The sequence below is a fragment of the Parabacteroides gordonii MS-1 = DSM 23371 genome, assembly GCF_000969825.1.
In the GTDB taxonomy this organism is placed as follows: Bacteria; Bacteroidota; Bacteroidia; order Bacteroidales; family Tannerellaceae; genus Parabacteroides; species Parabacteroides gordonii.
The window spans coordinates 4,307,724-4,323,837 of the sequence record NZ_KQ033919.1; the positions used below are offsets into that span (position 1 = coordinate 4,307,724).

Consider the following 16,114-nt stretch of genomic DNA (forward strand, 5'->3'; position numbering starts at 1 on the left):
GGGATATAAAACTAAAACAGTGTGAAATATGAATGTGCGAAAGATACAAAAGTGCAGGTTATGGCTGTGGCCGATGGTGTCGGTCGGCTTCTTGTCTACGTGCTTGGCTTGCAGCAACGAGATTGCTATTCTACCCGAACCCGATGCGTCTGCCCCCGGTAAGGAACCGCATATCTACATATCCGGAGGTGGCAACGATGATTTGACGGCCGAGACCAAAGGCTGGGTCGGCCCCGGCGATAACGACGAACCCGACGATGCGCCTAAACTCGATGGGGTTTGCAGGGCGAACAGGATGAAGATTTTTTCTTATAGGTTAAATAAATCAGGCCCATATGAAAATGAATTGAAGTTTGTGAAAGAAGAGCAGATCAAAGAACTTAAGTTCGCAAAAAATGACCGTTGGGTACAGCATAGTTATGATTTTACATCAGATGGGGGTAGTTACAACTGGCTCTCTTTTGCCACATTTGCTTATAATGAAAAAGATATTGCCGATTTTACAGTTTCACCCGGAGATAACCGGACAACCCCTTCGCTTTCTTTATCTTCTAACATGGGGTATCATACTCCGGAGGTTTATTGTGGAATTGTCGTTTTTAATCCGGGGGATGGGGGATTAGGCTATACTACTTCCCAGATTAATGACAATGGGGCGATTGGATTTTATGATTTGGCGGGAGCTGATAATTTGTCTGCTCCTCTCTACGGTCGCCTTTACCGCATCGTTAGCCAGCTGAATGTGAAAATAACCGATATACCGGTCGATGAGGTGAACAAGCTGGAATTGTATATGTATAATTATCCGACAAAGATAACCTTGCACGGTACGCATGGAAAATATTATCCGGTGACGGCAGTGACAGACCCTACGGCTACAACCGGGATCGGTGCCGACGTAGCTCCGGTACTCTTGGCTGCCAGTGGACAGATTACAACAGGAACCGTAACTCTTTCTTCTTTCCTGCTGCCTAGCGAAATCGGTGCTTATCTGAGGTTGAGGGTGACTTATAAGGGGGGCACGACCAAAGAGTTCAACATACAACCCGCCAAAAGCTATTTCCTGACCGGTACCGACGCAGCGGTTTATTCCGTTAACAGTGCTGACTTGAAAAATGGCAATGATCTTTATGTCTATGACGGGCGCAAAGGAAAATATTGTTTCTATTCCTACTCGAACGTGCGGGTCAATCTGTCCGGCAAATTTGAAAATTACGCTACGGATACCAGCGAATCGGACATCGTAATTGAGGTAGAGCCTAATTTCGAGAAAAAACATGACTTCCCAATCATATAAAAAATAAAGCTATGGGTACACACCGTTATATATACTATCTTCTGTTGATAACCGGGTTTTTATTGTCCGCCTGTTCCAAAGAACTGCCGGAGGAAGAGGCTTCCGGCGACGACGAACAACTGCCCGTTGCGGAGGTGCCAGTCGAGGTTTCGATCGGTACGGTTTGGTTCACCGACAATACCGGCTCCAAGGCTGCACCGCCCGATGCTACACCCGGCCTGGGTGTTGACGGTTCGGATGAAACGGCGGGTGTCGATGCCGTTCGTATCATCGTTTTCCGCCGTCGCGACCTCGACGATAAAAAGGAGGTCGATGAGCAGGCCGCCGGTCCCAATTCCTTTCTTTATGATCCGAAAAACGATCAGGTTGTCCCTTGCACCAAAGAGGTCGACACCGATCATCGTCTGAAAGCGCGTGGCATTCTGAAAAAGACCTACGGCTACGAATACCGTGTTATTGCCATAGCCTACGATGCCGACAGGATATTGCCTTACAGTGGCGAACCCGGTAAGACGGATGTTTACAAAGCCGAAGGGGAGGAGGCTCTTTTCTCTCTGAATACACTCGATGGCGTGGCGTATGAAGATTTTGCGGCGACGCTGAATCAGGGTGGTGTGTGGGAAAGCTTTTTGAACGGGGCTGGGCTTTCTTCTTATAACACGAAGTATTTAAGTCGCCGGCTCGCTTATGGCCCCCAACTCTTTTATGGTTTTTGCCATACCGGAGATGGAAATCCGGTTATCGATTATTCGAAGGAAGATCCGGATGGAAATGTTACAACGAATACTCCGCTCACCGGTATCCTTTACCGCGGGATGGCGAAAGTGGAAGTGAGGCTGGAGGTCGAAAAATATGAGGAAGGTGCTCTTTATTACGACATCGAATGGATGGGCTTGCTGGCCGATCATGTTTGTACGAAAGTGAAGCTCAGCGATTATGATGATTTTCTGGCCCCTTCCGATCCGATAACGACGAGTGGGGAGAAGGGAAGCTACACGCTGGTAGACTTTCAGGACAGTAAAAATAATACGGGGGATAATTATGACGGAGGTCATTTTGTGGTGGGGAAAACCGTTGTTTTTACCGCCTGGATGTTACCGACCAAAACGCGGCTGGGGGTACGGATCAGAAACAGTTACGGGGTGGCAGACCAAAGTGTTCATAACTGCCAGATCCGTGTAGACAACGTTTCGGATGCGGAGAATGCCACCGGGGTTATTTCGCCCGATGCGCAGGATAATATCTTTTACCTGCGGCGCAACTATAAGTATGTTTTTACCGGAAAGGTTTCGACCTTACAAAATAATGAACTCGAATAAAAGGAGATTGTTATGAAAAAGAATAATGTATTATATATCATCTTGCTGTTCCTTTTCTTTTGGGGAGGACAGGCAGGCCGTGTTTATGCAGTCGACAATCGTTTCTTTGCCAGTAAGGAAGAGATGGACTCTATTGTCGCTTCGCATCCCCAAAAGATTATTTTCCAGGATCAAGACCCGACGGTTAATGGCGTTGCGGGTGACGACAATGGTAACCTGAGCATCCATTATATGAACAATCGCCGGGCGTTGACCGGAAGGCATTGTACTGTCAACAAACTGATCAACGTGGTCGGGGTAGGTTCGTGGAATGAGAATATGAGTAATTTGACGAATGATGATTTGGGGGATTATGCAACTTTTCCCAGTGTAGTGGGGGCAGGGGTGACAGTCGATCCGATCGTTAGTATCCGGGATATGAAAAATTATTATTCCAAAGGGACGCAGGCGGGGTATTGCATCGTGGCCTCTTCGGGGGATGCCGTCTTGTCGCTCGATATTATCAAGGCGTTGTCGATAGGCTTTTACCGGGAAGGAGAGTTGGTGGGAACAAAAGTGGTGGAAGAAGGCCAGGATGGAGCGGGGGTTAACCTGTCGTTGATTCAAGTGCCGGGCTCAGACGAAGCCTGTATAACGTTGACGGCTACTTCCGATTGGGTTTTCGACGAGATTTCTCTCGACCGTTCGGGGGGTGTGCAGGTTTCTGTCGGTGATATATTGAAAATAAAATACGCATTCGTGGGTAAGGCACGCGAGTTTACGATTACAGAAAATACGGAGAATGGTATACCGGCCTATCAGACTTACACGGGAAACACGGGGTTGGCATTGCAGAAGATGGAGGGGTGGAATCCGGTATTGTTAGGAATCCCGTTCCCATTTGTAAAAGCCGAGGTGGAAAAAATGACCAATGCCGATTATGATGATTATGCTTCGTTGACACCTATTCTTGTCATAGGTTATCAGGGAGGTGCTAAATTCAGGATGAAAGACGGGACGAAGAATGAAATATACAAAGCCGGTACTGAAGTCGGTTTTAAGTATCTGTTCGGCTCCGCCCTGGCATTGGATGCCGGGGCATGGATCAGTTTGCTGCTTTTCGATCGTAACGGGGATGTCATACAGGAGGAAACCATTTCGGCAGGGGTGCTGAATCTGAGTGTTGCCAAAGGGGGAAGCGGGATTGCTTCGGTGACGGCGACAAAGGATTTTTCAGGGGCGGAGCTTCGTTTTCATACCGTTATCGGTATTAACCTGGGGATGATGGGGATTCATTACGGTTTTATTCGCGAGAAACCGGATGTAGATCATCATTGCCCTATCAACCCGTCGGTCGACATGAATCTTTGCGAAACGCAATCCAGTATCCAGCTCCAATCCAATCCGGATATCAGTGTGACCTGGACATTGGAGAAATCCAAACCTGAGACTCCTCCGGCAGATGTGAAGGTCACTCCCGGAGGGTATGTAACGGGTTTGCAAAAAGGCACGTATGTTTTTCGGGCTACTGCTTCCGATGGTTGTTATGAAGAACTGGAGATTACCAGCGGGATTAATGGTTTGGAGAAACAGTGTGGTAATCCTTTTATAGATGACATGGATCCGACGACAGGAAATGTCGGGTATGAGCTTTCTGATACAATTTATGAAACGAGCGGTTCGCTTATTTCTGTAAGTGATTTGGTTAATCCGGGAAATATTATTGATGCGGAGTTGGGTAATTACGCAACTTATACCAGTGGGCTCAATATTGCGAGCGATTTGAGAATTATTGGTATTAGAACTAAAGACGGAAGTCCTATACATAGCGGTTTTGAAGAGATTGACAGAGTCCAGGTGGAAAAACCGATACGGATTGGTTTTATTGTCGAGTTTCAGGCTACGGGAGTGGATCTTAGTTTACTTCAATTTTTTCAAATACGTTGCTATAATGATAAAGTGCCGGTTTATAGTCATGTGATAGAAGAGTCAAATGCTATTTCTGCCGGGATTGCCGGTTCGGATCAAGCACTAAAAGTAAGATACAGCATAGAGGTACCGGCAGTAAATAGTGATGGAAATTTTATTGAGTTTGACGAGTTTATGCTTTGGACTTCCGGGGTATTGAATCTGGGGGCTTCAAAAATGAATATTTACTATGCTTTTTCGGAAGAAGCCGACTCTGACTGTAACGACCCATTGGGTTGTGGTTCGATTGTCCTTTCTCATGAGGTTACCGGTACAACCATCAATGCGGATGAAACGAAGTATGGAAGTGCTATTGCCGTTGCCAATGTGACAGACAATTTGGGGTATTTGGTCGATAGTGACCTGAATACGGCAATGACGCTGACAAATACCGTAACAGTCGGAGGAGGAACAACGATTGCTGTCGATATGGGACGGACACTCGATTATCATCATCAATTGGGTATTGTGGTGGATAATAAAACGTATACGGCTGCTATCAATGTCGGCAACTGGATGACGGTCGAAACATTTTATAAAGGCGTTTCTACCGGGGATAAATTTACAGACTGGAAGGTTTTGGGGGCAGATGTAATTGGATTTGGCGACAAGAATTATCTGTTTATGCAGCCTAAAAAACGCTATGACGAGGTGAGGATGACAATTGCGAATATTGTCGGTGCACTCGATATACAGCGGTTTTTTGGCCTTTTCCTGCGTAATGATGTCGACAACGATGGTATTCCTGATTGTCAGGATCCGGAGTCGTGTGATACGTCAATCGGGGATATTGTGATTAACGATGTCTGCGTTGGTGAAACGATCACTGTCAGCGGGAAAGGTACGATAAGTACCGATTATTATATTTATTTCAGCGAACCGAGCATACCTTTCATCAAGATTACTTCAGATGAGCAGGGATATTTTACCGCTTCTTATGTGACAAAGACGCCCGGCCATCATCAAATGGTTTTTTACGACGGTAGTGGCAAACCGCTGACCGCCGTCGATTACAGCGTACATCCTACCCGGACAACCTGGAAGACAACTGCTTCGAATACTGATTGGAATAAATGGGATAATTGGACGGACGGTTCGCCTTATTGCTGCACAGATGTAATTATTCCAAGTAATGCCAAGCTTTATCCGGTTCTTGATGAAGCAGTCGTGCCGGATGCGCTTGATAAGTATTGCTGCCGGTATATTCATTTTGAACCTCGTGCCGCTGTCGAAAAAACTACGAGGCTGAACTACCGGAAAGCATGGGCTGAAATGGAGCTTGTTCCGAATCGTTATTATATGCTTTCAGCCCCGTTAACGAACATGTATACGGGTGATATGTTTATTCCGGCCCTGATGAATGGGGTACATACCGGCGATTATTTCACGGAGTTGACAGCCGATAATACTCCTCAAAACCGTTTTAATCCGCGTGTCTATCAACGACTTTGGGCTACTACTGCAAAAGGACGTTTAATGGATGGTTCGGAAACAACTTTGGCTATTACGACAACTAAGTGGTCGAAAAATTTCAACCATCTGGCACATTTATATCGACCGGGTAATGGTTTTTCTCTTTGGGTGGATAACGGGCGGTTGTCTGCTAAACAAAGATTTCGTTTCCGCTTCCCGAAAGAGCATACGGAATACAATTATTTCAGCGACTTCGATCAATCGCAATTAAACATTACAGAAACGTTAGCCAAGGATATCACCGGACGTTTCATTTATGAGCGCGAGGACGTAAACAATCCGATATTCTCTTATAAAGATGAAACGAGAACGGTTTATACGAATGCGCTTCCGTTGTCGGTAACGCTTACCGCAGAGGAATCTACCAGCCATTTTTTGGTAGGAAATCCATTTATGAGTCATATTGATGTAAAGGCATTTCTGGCAGGAAATACAGATGTACAATCGATCAAAATCTACGATGGGAATACTGCGAATACAGTTGTGGCGGTAGATGCCCAACTCTTGGGTACGGCTGATATTACGGCAATCGCTCCTATGCAGTCTTTCTTTGTAGAGTTGGGAGCGGAGGCTACAACGACAGATATTCTTTTTACTGAAGATATGTTGCTCGCATCTCCGCAATCGATGTTGAAGCATCAGCCTGAAAGTGCTGGCAGAATCCCGTTCCTGAAAATTGAAGCCGAAAATGCTTCGGTAAAGGCGAGTACATTGTTGGTAGGGAATTCATCCGTATTCGATGTAGAGCCGGGAGTGGAGTCATTGTTTGACAATGAAATAAAACCATCGCTGGCAATCTTTACTGTGCAGGATGAGCAAGCCTACGATATACTGGGTGTGAATGGAGCGACTGAAATACCCTTAGGCATGTGTCTGCAAAAGAATGATACGCTGACTTTGTGTTTCCGTGATAATGGCTTGGGATATGCGGCTGACTATGTTTTGTTGGATAAAAAAACGGGTATCCATTACTCTTTGCAGGAGGAAGTTGTTTTGCAGGGGGTAAGCACGAATGTGGGACGTTTTGCATTGAAGCAGAAACTGGCAACAGCTATAAAGCCGGTTGATAAAAAGGATGTGTATATAACCGTGGCCGACGAGCATGCGATAGTTAAATCATCAAGTCCGGATATTGTTTATGTCGAAGTGTATACTTTGAACGGAAGTAAGGTTCATAGTCAAAAGTTTCCGGCAATAGCAGAAGTGAGAATACCTCTTCGCACAGGCATAAACATACTGAAAGTTACATTGAAAGGCGGTACGGTTCGTAACTTTAAGGTTATTGTGTAAATAAAAAAGCGACTGTGTCATCTTGTTTTCAAAAACCTGACACAGTCGCTTTTTATACTGATTGAATATTTTTATTCAGCTTTTTCTTCGGTGCTGATTTCTGTTTCAGCTTTTTCTTCTGCAGTGACAGGTGCTTCTTCCGGAGTGAAATCTGTGATTTCTGCGCCGATCAGGATGTTGTACCAGCTTAAAAGCTTTTTGATATCGCTGGGATATACTCTTTCGCGATCAAAATCTGGCAATACTTCTGCAAAGTAAGTACGCAGTTCTTTCGAATCGGAAGGTACGGTTACCTTTGCTCCGTTCTCTTTATTTTTTACGCTGGTAAGTACTTCGTGCAAAGGTACTTCTGTCTCAGTTGTATAGATAGCAATATCACCTAATGAGATCACTTTATCTTTTGCATACGCAGGTACTCTTTTCTTATCTGTCAGCGATTCGACAATCAGCATGTTCTTTCCGTGGGAAACCAATTTAAATAATCCCGGTTTTCCCGAAATAGACAAAATAGTCTTCAACATAATACTTCGTTTTCTAATAGTGTTAAACTTTAAAGCTGCAAATGTAGCATAACTATACGATTTAACCGATACAATCGGAAAGAAAAATATGAAATAGGGAGTGATTTAAATTGCTTGTTCGCTCGGATTATTTCGAAGCGAAGCCAAAAAAATCTCAACCTGAGGGAGTAATGCCTGTTTGTCGTCGTTATGGATCACATAATCAGACCGATCTTTTTTAGTCTCATCCGGCAGTTGGCTGTTGATGCGGCTTACGATTTCTTCCCTGGATACATTGTCGCGCAATAAAGCCCGTTGGATGCGAAGCTCCAGCGGTGCATATATCATCAGGCTTTTATCTACTGCATTATTAAAGCCGGACTCAAAAAGAATGGCCGACTCGATGGCGCAGAACTCCGACGACTGCCTTTTTGTCCATTCGGTAAAATGGCGGTCGACTTCCGGATGTATGATGGCATTAACCTGCTTCAGGTATTCCGGATTACCGAATATATACGATGCTAATAGTCTTTTGTCCAGTCCTCCATCCGTGTAGAGCTCCTTGCCGAATAAAGCGGTCAGCTTTTCTTTGATCACGGGGGAGGTGGCTGTGAGTAGTTTACTTTCGGTATCTGCCACGTAGACAGGTATGCCGTATAAGTTTAATAAGGAAGCAACAACAGATTTGCCGCTTCCGATACCACCGGTTATGCCTATTTTAATCATGTAGGTTGTTTTGTTCCAGTATGAATTCTATTTTATCCGGAACAAGAGTTGCAGAAGTTACCCAATCCGGCTTTTTAGTCAGATGAATAGGTAAGGTGCCCGATACGTTTTGTTCCAGGTCTTTAAAAGAAAACTTGATTTCAAAAGCATCTTCCGACAAGTCTTTGAAGCGGGATAGCGGAACGCTGCATGTCACCTTTGCGATTGAAGGGAAAGTACGCAAGGTATAATGCGGAGGCAGATCTGTACAGAGCACAGGTATCTCCAATGTCTTTTCCGTAAATTCTTCGATAGGAATTGTTATGGTGACGCTTGTCGGATCATAAGTCGCTTCGTCTACCTTTTGCAACTGGATCGTTTTGGTCACCGTTTTATTGCCTTTCTTTATCTCCGTGAATACGGTTTTTGCCTGATTCAGCGTGTCGAGTACCACATCACTGGCATATACGCTGATACTGGCAGGAGAGATTGTGATATTTCCGGACACATGAAAGCCCGGGTTTGTTTGTATCGTTCCGTTGAAAACGACCGGTATATCTTTCTTAATGCGTTTGCTGTAGGCCGCTTCGATAAGTTGAGGTTCGAACCCCATTAAAGTAGTGGTAGCCAACAACTGCTTTTGGATGTCGCTTTGTATAGTCTTTTTGGCGATTGATAAAGAACCGCTTTTCTCCGCCTGATTTTTCATATTTGCTTCGATAGGGGCAAACGAACGCCCGAAGGAATAGTTCAGCAAAACACTTCCTTTGTCTTTTACTCTTGCAACGACCTCTTGAGGTGGTGTTCCCGTAAAAGAAATATCCGGTGGAATGTTCTTGTATCTGACCGGAATGTTGATCTCTATTTCATATTCTTGCTGCAAGCTCTGTAATAGCCAAAAGCCGAAAGACAATAGTACGAAAGAGAAAAAGATTAATGCTTCTTTCCATCTTTGACGACGCAGAAAAGCATTAATCTTTATCCGGGCAGACTTGAACGATTGGTTTATTCTATCAAGCTGCGACATATTTGTTGTTTCTTATTTTTGCTGTGCGTCTTCTGAAGAAGCAAAGATAGAAGTTTTATCTACACGGATACGAACGCCGTCTGAGATTTCTATCAGCATATAAGTGTCACCGATTTCTTTGATCTTACCATAGATACCGCCGGCTGTGATTACTTTGTCACCCGTTTTCAATGCTTCACGGGATTTCTGGATCTCTTTCTGCTTTTTCTGCTGCGGACGGATCATGAAGAAATAGAAAATCGCAACAATAACTACCATCATAAGGATGCCTGACCACTGTGACTGGCCTCCGGCAGCCTGGAGTAAAATACTAACTAAGCTCATATTCACTATATTCGTTTATAAATTTATACCTATTTGACTAGGTACAAATGTAAGTATAATAATTAATCTTTGAGCAATACCTTTTCTTTTTTTAACTCCGAAACAATAGAATCTAATATTCCATTAATGAAGTTACCGCTTTTAGGCGTGCTGTAGTATTTTGCCGTATCGATGTATTCGTTCAGTGTTACGTTGATGGGGATCGACGGGAAAGTCATGATTTCAGCCAGTGCTACCTGCATGATGATCAAGTCCATATTGGCGATACGCTCCGTTTCCCAGTTTTTCATATGATTGTTGATGCGTTCGCGGTATTCGGCGCCTTTCAGTAAGGTCTGGCGGAACAGTTTGATCGCAAACGAATGATCTTCCAAGTCTTTGAACATCGGCAACAATTCCTGCTTGCTTCCGTTCTTTTCCTCGAACTTCTTGATTGTCTTTAATGTGAATGTTTCAACGATTTCGATATCGTCGTTCCAATAGATACTTTTATCTTCCAGGAAATCTTCGATAACTTCGTTGCCGCAGATCAGCTTTTTGAATACGCAACGCCAGAACTCTTTATCTGTTTCATAAGAATCGTTCTCGTTGTCCAGATATTCGTTGTACAGGTCTGAAGCCAGAATGATGTCGAGAACGCTCTTTACGAACTCTTCATCGTTCGCCCATGACAGACCTTGCTCAGCCACATATTTCTGAAGTGCCGCGTTTTCAGCCACCTGGGCGGCGAAACGGTTGTCTATCAGACGAGTGTTCGGGTTTAACTCCGCATGAGTCGGCATGTACTTGTTCTTTTTGACGTCAAGTGTCCGTTTTTGTAGGTTGGTGACTTCGATAATTAGAAGAAGAAAATAATGATATAAATCATACGACTTCCGTAAGCTGAAAAGCAATTCATTTTCCGCTACTTTGAGGTCATTGTTTCCATTTTGATAGAATGAGTATACTATCTGTAAAACTTTAATGCGGATTAAAATTCTGTTGATCATCGTTTGAAGGAACTACTTGTTATAAATTTAGGCTGCAAAGTTAGTCATTCTTTTGATAAAAGGGTTCGGGTTTACTTAATTTTATGTGCGTTAGTTGTTATTTTACACTTTGAAACGTAAAATCATACATTTTGATGAGTTAAAATAGTTGTTGTTTAAAAAAAAATGCACATATTTGAAGCAAGTTATGATAAACGGGTCGGTATTTAACAAAAGTTGGCTATATGGATGAGTCGGTGAAGAAAACACAGGTTGAAGGTGGCGATAAAGAGATTCTGTACTCTAAAGCTATAAAGGCAGGTAAACGAATATATTACCTGGATGTGAAGAAGAACTTAAAAGACGATTTGTTCCTGGCTGTAACCGAAAGTAAGAAGGTGCAGCCTAAAAACGGAACACAGGTATCTTTTGAGAAGCATAAAATTTTCCTTTATAAGGAGGATTTTGAAAAGTTTATGGAGGGAATGAATGATGTAATCAATTACATCAAACAGCATAACTCTGAAGATTTAAACGTAAAAGCCCCGGGTACGGAGACAAAGACAGACGATGGTTCGGATGAGATAAAGCTGAACATCGATTTTTAAGAAGGGGTGAAAATAATAACGAGCAGTTTTTCTTTAAAAGAACAAACTGCTCGTTATCTTTTATAGGTATCCTTTTCGGTTGCCTATTTTACTGCGGTTTATGCAACCGGGTGAATTGCTTCGGTCGGACATGCATCTGCGCAAGTTCCGCAATCAGTACACATTTCAGGATCGATATGATAGATATCACCTTCTGAGATAGCTCCTACCGGACACTCGTCAATACAAGTACCGCAAGCAATACAATCTTCACTAATTAAATAAGCCATTTTCTTAAACGTTTAAATTGATAACTATTAGTTGGTGCAAAAATAGAGTTTTATTTGTATTTCTGCAATAAGTTCCTATCTTTTTCGTTATAATTCAAAATTGATTGAGAGTTGAGACGTCTATTATTTCTATTATTGGTATGTAGCCTTGCCGTACCGGGTGTACTGGCGCAAAAAGAGAAGGTGAAGAATCAGCCGTATGCCGATTTGAAATGGCTCCATTTAGGATTCCATGTCGGACTGCATGCGCAGGATATGTTGTTGACAAATTCGGGTGTTACTACCGATGGCCAAATATGGTTTGCCGAAATACCCAGTTACTCGCCGGGTTTCAGTGTCGGAGTGATCGGGGATATGTATCTGAATCCTTATTTTAACCTGCGTTTCATACCGACTGTCCATTTCGGGGATAAAAAGTTTATGTTTCGTGAACAGGAGACAGGGGAGGAGTTCACTACTTCCGTGCGCTCTACGATTCTCAGTTTTCCGTTGGATGTGAAATATTCCGCTCTCCGGTTAAACAACTACCGCCCTTACCTGATAGGCGGGATTTACGGAGCTATGGATCTCGGACGTAAAAAGGGAATGCCTGTTCTGCTTAAAGGGGCTGATTTCGGAGTGGAGTTCGGTATCGGATGCGATATCTACCTGCCGTTCTTTAAACTGTGTCCGGAGCTGAAATTCTGTTTCGGCCTGGTAGACCTGTTGCAGAAAGACCGCAGCGACCTGACGGATAAAGAATTGATCAAATATCCGAATGCATTATCGAAAGCTACTTCCCGTATGGTCGTGCTGACGTTTAATTTCGAATAAAGAGTTCTATATAGATATAGGCGGCAGGAGCTGCCAGCATCAGGCTGTCGAAGCGGTCGAGCATACCACCGTGACCGGGAAGAAGATGGCCGGAGTCTTTTACGCCTAATGTACGTTTCAATAAAGACTCAACCAGATCGCCCCAAGTTCCGAACACGACTACTGTTGCCGATAATCCCAACCAGTTATACCAGCTGATTTCGGGTGCATACCAAGCCAATGCCTGCGAGGCGCCTAAGGCAACTGCCAGTCCGCCGAAGAATCCTTCCCATGACTTCTTGGGCGATATGCGTTCGAATAATCTTCTTTTGCCGATCATGGAACCAACCAGATAAGCGCCTGTGTCATTCAACCAGATGAAAATGAAAATAGCCATAATGAATAGCGGCGAATAGGCGATCGTTCCCGGAGTGTCGGGAATGGCGGCAATGAAGTTCAGCATCGAGAATGTTCCAGCACAGTACGCCTGGGCGAAAAAAGTAAAAGCCCAGTCGTTGATCGGATTCGGAGCTTTGTAATATAGTTCGGCAACTAACGTATATATAAGGAATAGCAAATAGGGGAGAAAGATCATTCCATCTGTCAGTTGATTGGTATAAGCAAATGTGGCAGCAAACAGGTAGGCTCCTCCCAGCGAACTGATAAATCGTTTGATGGAAGCGTCTTCATAATGTTTTACAAGACCGCAAAACTCCCATACCGTCAATCCGGTGATCAAACTGAATATAACAAGGAAAGATATCGGGTGGTAGCAGATCGCTCCGACCAGAACTGCAACGAAGATTATACCGGTAAGTGCTCGTATTATCAGATTTTTCAAAGCCGTATTGTTTAGTTCGTTTGTTGATTTATTTTTCGTGCAAAGATAAAGAATAAATCCAAATATAAACAGGGAGGCCGGATAGTATCTTCAATAAAGAACTATCCGGCCTCATTTTATTTTTCAGAGACGAATGGGTCAGGCAATTTTATCTGCCGTATTGTCACCTGCAGGTGAAACCTGGGTGTCATTTTCGTTGGCAGCAGCCTGTTCCTGTTTGCTGTTATTTGCTTTTTCCTGTAACTCCAGAATTTCCTGCGAACGGGAAACCCAGGCACGTTTACCGAAGATATGTTCTACATCTTCTGTGTAGATCACTTCCCGTTCAAGTAAGACCTGTGCCAATGCGTGATGTCCTTCCTTGTTTTCAAACAGGATTTTCTTGGCACGTTCATACTGTTCGCTGATGATCTTTTGTACTTCCTGGTCGATCATGCGGGATGTTTCCTCGCTGTACGGTTTGGTGAATCCCCAGTCCTGACCGGTTGAATCGTAATAATTCAGGTTAGGCAGTTTTTCGCTCATACCGAAGTAAACGACCATTGCATAAGCTTGCTTGGTTACACGTTCCAGGTCGTTGGATGCTCCGGTTGTTATTTTGCCGAGGAAAAATTCGTCTGCCGCACGTCCGCCTAAAGTTGCGCACATTTCATCCAGCATCTGTTCGCGGGTGGTGATCTGACGTTCTTCCGGCATATACCAGGCAGCTCCCAGCGCTTTACCTCTGGGGACGATGGTTACTTTTACCAACGGATTGGCATGTTCGAGGAACCAGCTTAATGTAGCATGGCCGGCTTCGTGGAAAGCAATGCTCTTTCGTTCATCCGCCGTCGTTATCATAGAGCGTTTTTCCAAACCGCCGACGATACGGTCGATAGCGTTCATGAAGTCCTCTTTTTGAACGAACTTCTTATCGCTACGGGCGGCGATCAATGCAGCTTCATTACACACATTGGCAATGTCGGCACCGGAGAATCCCGGAGTCTGACGGGCCATGAATTCCGCATCCACGCTCTCGTCTATCTTGATCGGGCGTAAATGTACGCCGAATATTTCCTTACGCTCGTTCAGGTCGGGCAATTCCACGCTGATCTGACGGTCGAAACGTCCGGCACGAAGTAAGGCCTTATCCAGAATATCGGCACGGTTGGTTGCAGCCAAGATGATTACTCCACTGTTGGAACCGAAGCCGTCCATTTCTGTCAGCAACTGGTTCAATGTGTTTTCGCGTTCATCATTACTGTTCATATTGGCATTTTTGCCACGGGCGCGGCCAACAGCATCGATCTCGTCGATAAATACGATACACGGAGATTTCTCTTTTGCCTGGCGGAATAGGTCACGAACACGTGATGCACCCACACCGACAAACATCTCAACGAAGTCGGAACCTGAAAGGGAGAAGAACGGAACATCCGCTTCGCCTGCTACCGCTTTGGCCAGCAATGTCTTACCTGTTCCCGGAGGGCCTACCAATAAGGCGCCCTTAGGTATTTTACCTCCCAGTTCCGTATATCTTTCCGGGCTCTTAAGGAAGGAAACGATTTCTTCCACCTCTTGCTTGGCTTCCGACAATCCTGCCACATCCTTAAATGTTACTTTCCGGTCATTATCTTTGTCGAATAGTTGTGCTTTAGCCTTACCGACGCTGAAAACGCCACCCGGGCCACCTCCAGCACCTCCTGACATTCTTCTCATCAGGAAAATCCATACAACGATGATCAGGATGATGGGGCCGAATGAAACCAGGAAGTTCCATATGGCATCGTCTCCCTCTTCAAAGCGCACCTGGGTGTCGATATGGTTATCGGTAACCGCTTTATCGTAGAAATCGGAAAATTTGTCTGCCGACGGTATTTTTACGTACACCTTCGGGTTTGTTCCCAAAGCGGCACTGTCACTTTTAAATACTAATCCTTTTTGACCGCTTTTAACGCTGGCTTCAACCAGGTTTTTCTTGTTGTAGACAACCATTTTGTCGAATACATTTTCCTGTGCCAGCTTCTGGAATTCAGTCCATCCCAGTTCTTTTGACGCCGAAGAGTCGTTAGTCAGATACAAAGCAATAAGCATCATGAAAATTAGCCCATACATCCAATACAGGTTGAACCGGAACATCTTAGGCTTATTGTTCTTCGGTGCTTTGTTGAACATGTCGTTTTTATTTTCCATACTTTGAATTCGATAATATTAATCCGGCCTTAGTCGAGATCCGGAATCTGGGTGACTTTAGCGTCAGACCATAGATTATCCAGATTGTAGAACTCACGTTGTTCCGGGGTAAATATATGTACAAGAACCGTGCCATAATCCATACCTATCCACAAGGAACTTTGATTGCCGTCGATAGACAGTGGTTTTTCACCTGCATTTCTACGCGCAAAATCCCATACAGAATCAGACAGGGCTGATACCTGGGTGGGAGTATTTCCTTCGCAGATTACCATGTACTGGCATACTGCCCCTGATAACTGGGTTAAATCTACGGTTACAATATTTTTGCCTTTTTTTTCTTGTAGACCTTCTACAATTGTTTTTACTAATTCTTTTGTTTGATCCATCTATTTTTTATTGAATAATATTTCGAAGTTGCAAATATACTTCTTATATTTATTATTACATGCTTTCTCTATTTAATATATGTATAAACCCTGTATTTTCAAAACAGGGAAAAGATGAAAATGTTTATTTTGACAAAATTTTTTCGCAGAATATTTGCAGATATAAAAAATGTCTGTATCTTTGCACCCGTAA

General features: G+C 44.0%; 14 protein-coding genes. 5 read left to right on the plus strand and 9 right to left on the minus strand.

Features of this window, described 5'->3' with window-relative positions; translation table 11 throughout:
- Positions 1-28 precede the first annotated feature (28 nt).
- The 3 genes from HMPREF1536_RS16255 to HMPREF1536_RS16265 are packed head-to-tail and all read left to right on the plus strand — an operon-like array spanning position 29 to position 7,326.
- Complete coding sequence (locus HMPREF1536_RS16255; protein WP_028726302.1) at positions 29-1,297, plus strand: hypothetical protein; 1,269 nt, start codon at positions 29-31, stop codon at positions 1,295-1,297.
- 11 nt (positions 1,298-1,308) lie between these two features.
- On the plus strand, positions 1,309-2,616 hold the full coding sequence (locus tag HMPREF1536_RS16260; protein WP_028726303.1) for a hypothetical protein: 1,308 nt from the start codon (positions 1,309-1,311) through the stop codon (positions 2,614-2,616).
- A gap of 12 nt (positions 2,617-2,628) precedes the next feature.
- A complete protein-coding gene (locus tag HMPREF1536_RS16265; RefSeq protein WP_028726304.1) occupies positions 2,629-7,326 on the plus strand; it encodes a T9SS type A sorting domain-containing protein in 4,698 nt (1,565 codons plus the stop codon).
- 71 nt (positions 7,327-7,397) lie between these two features.
- Here HMPREF1536_RS16265 and HMPREF1536_RS16270 read toward each other — a convergent pair whose 3' ends face one another.
- From HMPREF1536_RS16270 to nusB, 5 genes are all read right to left on the minus strand, one after another.
- Positions 7,398-7,847, minus strand: a complete 450-nt coding sequence (locus HMPREF1536_RS16270; protein WP_028726305.1) for a DUF5606 family protein — start codon at positions 7,845-7,847, stop codon at positions 7,398-7,400.
- A 105-nt stretch (positions 7,848-7,952) separates the two neighbouring features.
- Complete coding sequence (gene coaE, locus HMPREF1536_RS16275; protein WP_028726306.1) at positions 7,953-8,552, minus strand: dephospho-CoA kinase; 600 nt, start codon at positions 8,550-8,552, stop codon at positions 7,953-7,955.
- On the minus strand, positions 8,545-9,558 hold the full coding sequence (locus HMPREF1536_RS16280; RefSeq protein ID WP_028726307.1) for a YbbR-like domain-containing protein: 1,014 nt from the start codon (positions 9,556-9,558) through the stop codon (positions 8,545-8,547). Before HMPREF1536_RS16280 ends, coaE begins: the two co-directional genes overlap by 8 nt.
- A gap of 12 nt (positions 9,559-9,570) precedes the next feature.
- On the minus strand, positions 9,571-9,882 hold the full coding sequence (gene yajC / locus HMPREF1536_RS16285) for a preprotein translocase subunit YajC (RefSeq protein WP_007658999.1): 312 nt from the start codon (positions 9,880-9,882) through the stop codon (positions 9,571-9,573).
- 62 nt (positions 9,883-9,944) lie between these two features.
- Positions 9,945-10,871, minus strand: a complete 927-nt coding sequence (gene nusB / locus HMPREF1536_RS16290; RefSeq protein ID WP_028726308.1) for a transcription antitermination factor NusB — start codon at positions 10,869-10,871, stop codon at positions 9,945-9,947.
- Between the two features lie 224 nt (positions 10,872-11,095).
- On the opposite strand from nusB, the gene HMPREF1536_RS16295 reads away from it, so the two are divergent.
- Entirely contained in the window at positions 11,096-11,458 is a 363-nt protein-coding gene (locus HMPREF1536_RS16295; protein ID WP_028726309.1) for a DUF3276 family protein, read from the plus strand.
- A 98-nt stretch (positions 11,459-11,556) separates the two neighbouring features.
- Here the strand turns inward: HMPREF1536_RS16295 and HMPREF1536_RS27130 are convergent, their stop codons facing one another.
- Positions 11,557-11,727 carry a DUF362 domain-containing protein gene (locus tag HMPREF1536_RS27130; protein ID WP_007658993.1) on the minus strand — a complete coding sequence of 57 codons (171 nt, stop codon included), beginning with the start codon at positions 11,725-11,727 and terminating at the stop codon, positions 11,557-11,559.
- Between the two features lie 111 nt (positions 11,728-11,838).
- Here HMPREF1536_RS27130 and porT point away from each other — a divergent pair, with 111 nt between their 5' ends.
- The gene (porT, locus tag HMPREF1536_RS16300; RefSeq protein ID WP_028726310.1) at positions 11,839-12,540 is read left to right on the plus strand and encodes a type IX secretion/gliding motility protein PorT/SprT; all 702 of its coding nucleotides are present in this window, start codon (positions 11,839-11,841) and stop codon (positions 12,538-12,540) included.
- On the opposite strand, the gene HMPREF1536_RS16305 is transcribed toward porT, so the two are convergent.
- The 3 genes from HMPREF1536_RS16305 to rsfS all read right to left on the minus strand — a co-directional run bounded on the left by HMPREF1536_RS16305 (position 12,527) and on the right by rsfS (position 15,921).
- Positions 12,527-13,360, minus strand: coding sequence for a phosphatidate cytidylyltransferase (locus HMPREF1536_RS16305; RefSeq protein ID WP_028726311.1), 834 nt, complete (start codon positions 13,358-13,360; stop codon positions 12,527-12,529). The genes porT and HMPREF1536_RS16305 overlap by 14 nt on opposite strands.
- Before the next feature lie 138 nt (positions 13,361-13,498).
- Positions 13,499-15,532, minus strand: a complete 2,034-nt coding sequence (gene ftsH, locus HMPREF1536_RS16310; protein ID WP_044191349.1) for an ATP-dependent zinc metalloprotease FtsH — start codon at positions 15,530-15,532, stop codon at positions 13,499-13,501.
- A gap of 29 nt (positions 15,533-15,561) precedes the next feature.
- Positions 15,562-15,921, minus strand: a complete 360-nt coding sequence (gene rsfS, locus HMPREF1536_RS16315; protein WP_028726312.1) for a ribosome silencing factor — start codon at positions 15,919-15,921, stop codon at positions 15,562-15,564.
- Positions 15,922-16,114: the final 193 nt, after the last annotated feature.

What these genes read in the sequence shown, in the direction of transcription:
- coaE (WP_028726306.1), bottom strand. Translation starts at nt 8,552, where the DNA reads ATGATTAAAATAGGCATAACCGGTGGTATCGGAAGCGGCAAATCTGTT.
- HMPREF1536_RS27130 (WP_007658993.1), bottom strand. Translation starts at nt 11,727, where the DNA reads ATGGCTTATTTAATTAGTGAAGATTGTATTGCTTGCGGTACTTGTATT.
- rsfS (WP_028726312.1), bottom strand. Translation starts at nt 15,921, where the DNA reads ATGGATCAAACAAAAGAATTAGTAAAAACAATTGTAGAAGGTCTACAA.
- HMPREF1536_RS16265 (WP_028726304.1), top strand. Translation starts at nt 2,629, where the DNA reads ATGAAAAAGAATAATGTATTATATATCATCTTGCTGTTCCTTTTCTTT.
- HMPREF1536_RS16295 (WP_028726309.1), top strand. Translation starts at nt 11,096, where the DNA reads ATGGATGAGTCGGTGAAGAAAACACAGGTTGAAGGTGGCGATAAAGAG.
- HMPREF1536_RS16260 (WP_028726303.1), top strand. Translation starts at nt 1,309, where the DNA reads ATGGGTACACACCGTTATATATACTATCTTCTGTTGATAACCGGGTTT.
- nusB (WP_028726308.1), bottom strand. Translation starts at nt 10,871, where the DNA reads ATGATCAACAGAATTTTAATCCGCATTAAAGTTTTACAGATAGTATAC.
- ftsH (WP_044191349.1), bottom strand. Translation starts at nt 15,532, where the DNA reads ATGGAAAATAAAAACGACATGTTCAACAAAGCACCGAAGAACAATAAG.
- yajC (WP_007658999.1), bottom strand. Translation starts at nt 9,882, where the DNA reads ATGAGCTTAGTTAGTATTTTACTCCAGGCTGCCGGAGGCCAGTCACAG.
- HMPREF1536_RS16280 (WP_028726307.1), bottom strand. Translation starts at nt 9,558, where the DNA reads ATGTCGCAGCTTGATAGAATAAACCAATCGTTCAAGTCTGCCCGGATA.
- HMPREF1536_RS16270 (WP_028726305.1), bottom strand. Translation starts at nt 7,847, where the DNA reads ATGTTGAAGACTATTTTGTCTATTTCGGGAAAACCGGGATTATTTAAA.
- HMPREF1536_RS16255 (WP_028726302.1), top strand. Translation starts at nt 29, where the DNA reads ATGAATGTGCGAAAGATACAAAAGTGCAGGTTATGGCTGTGGCCGATG.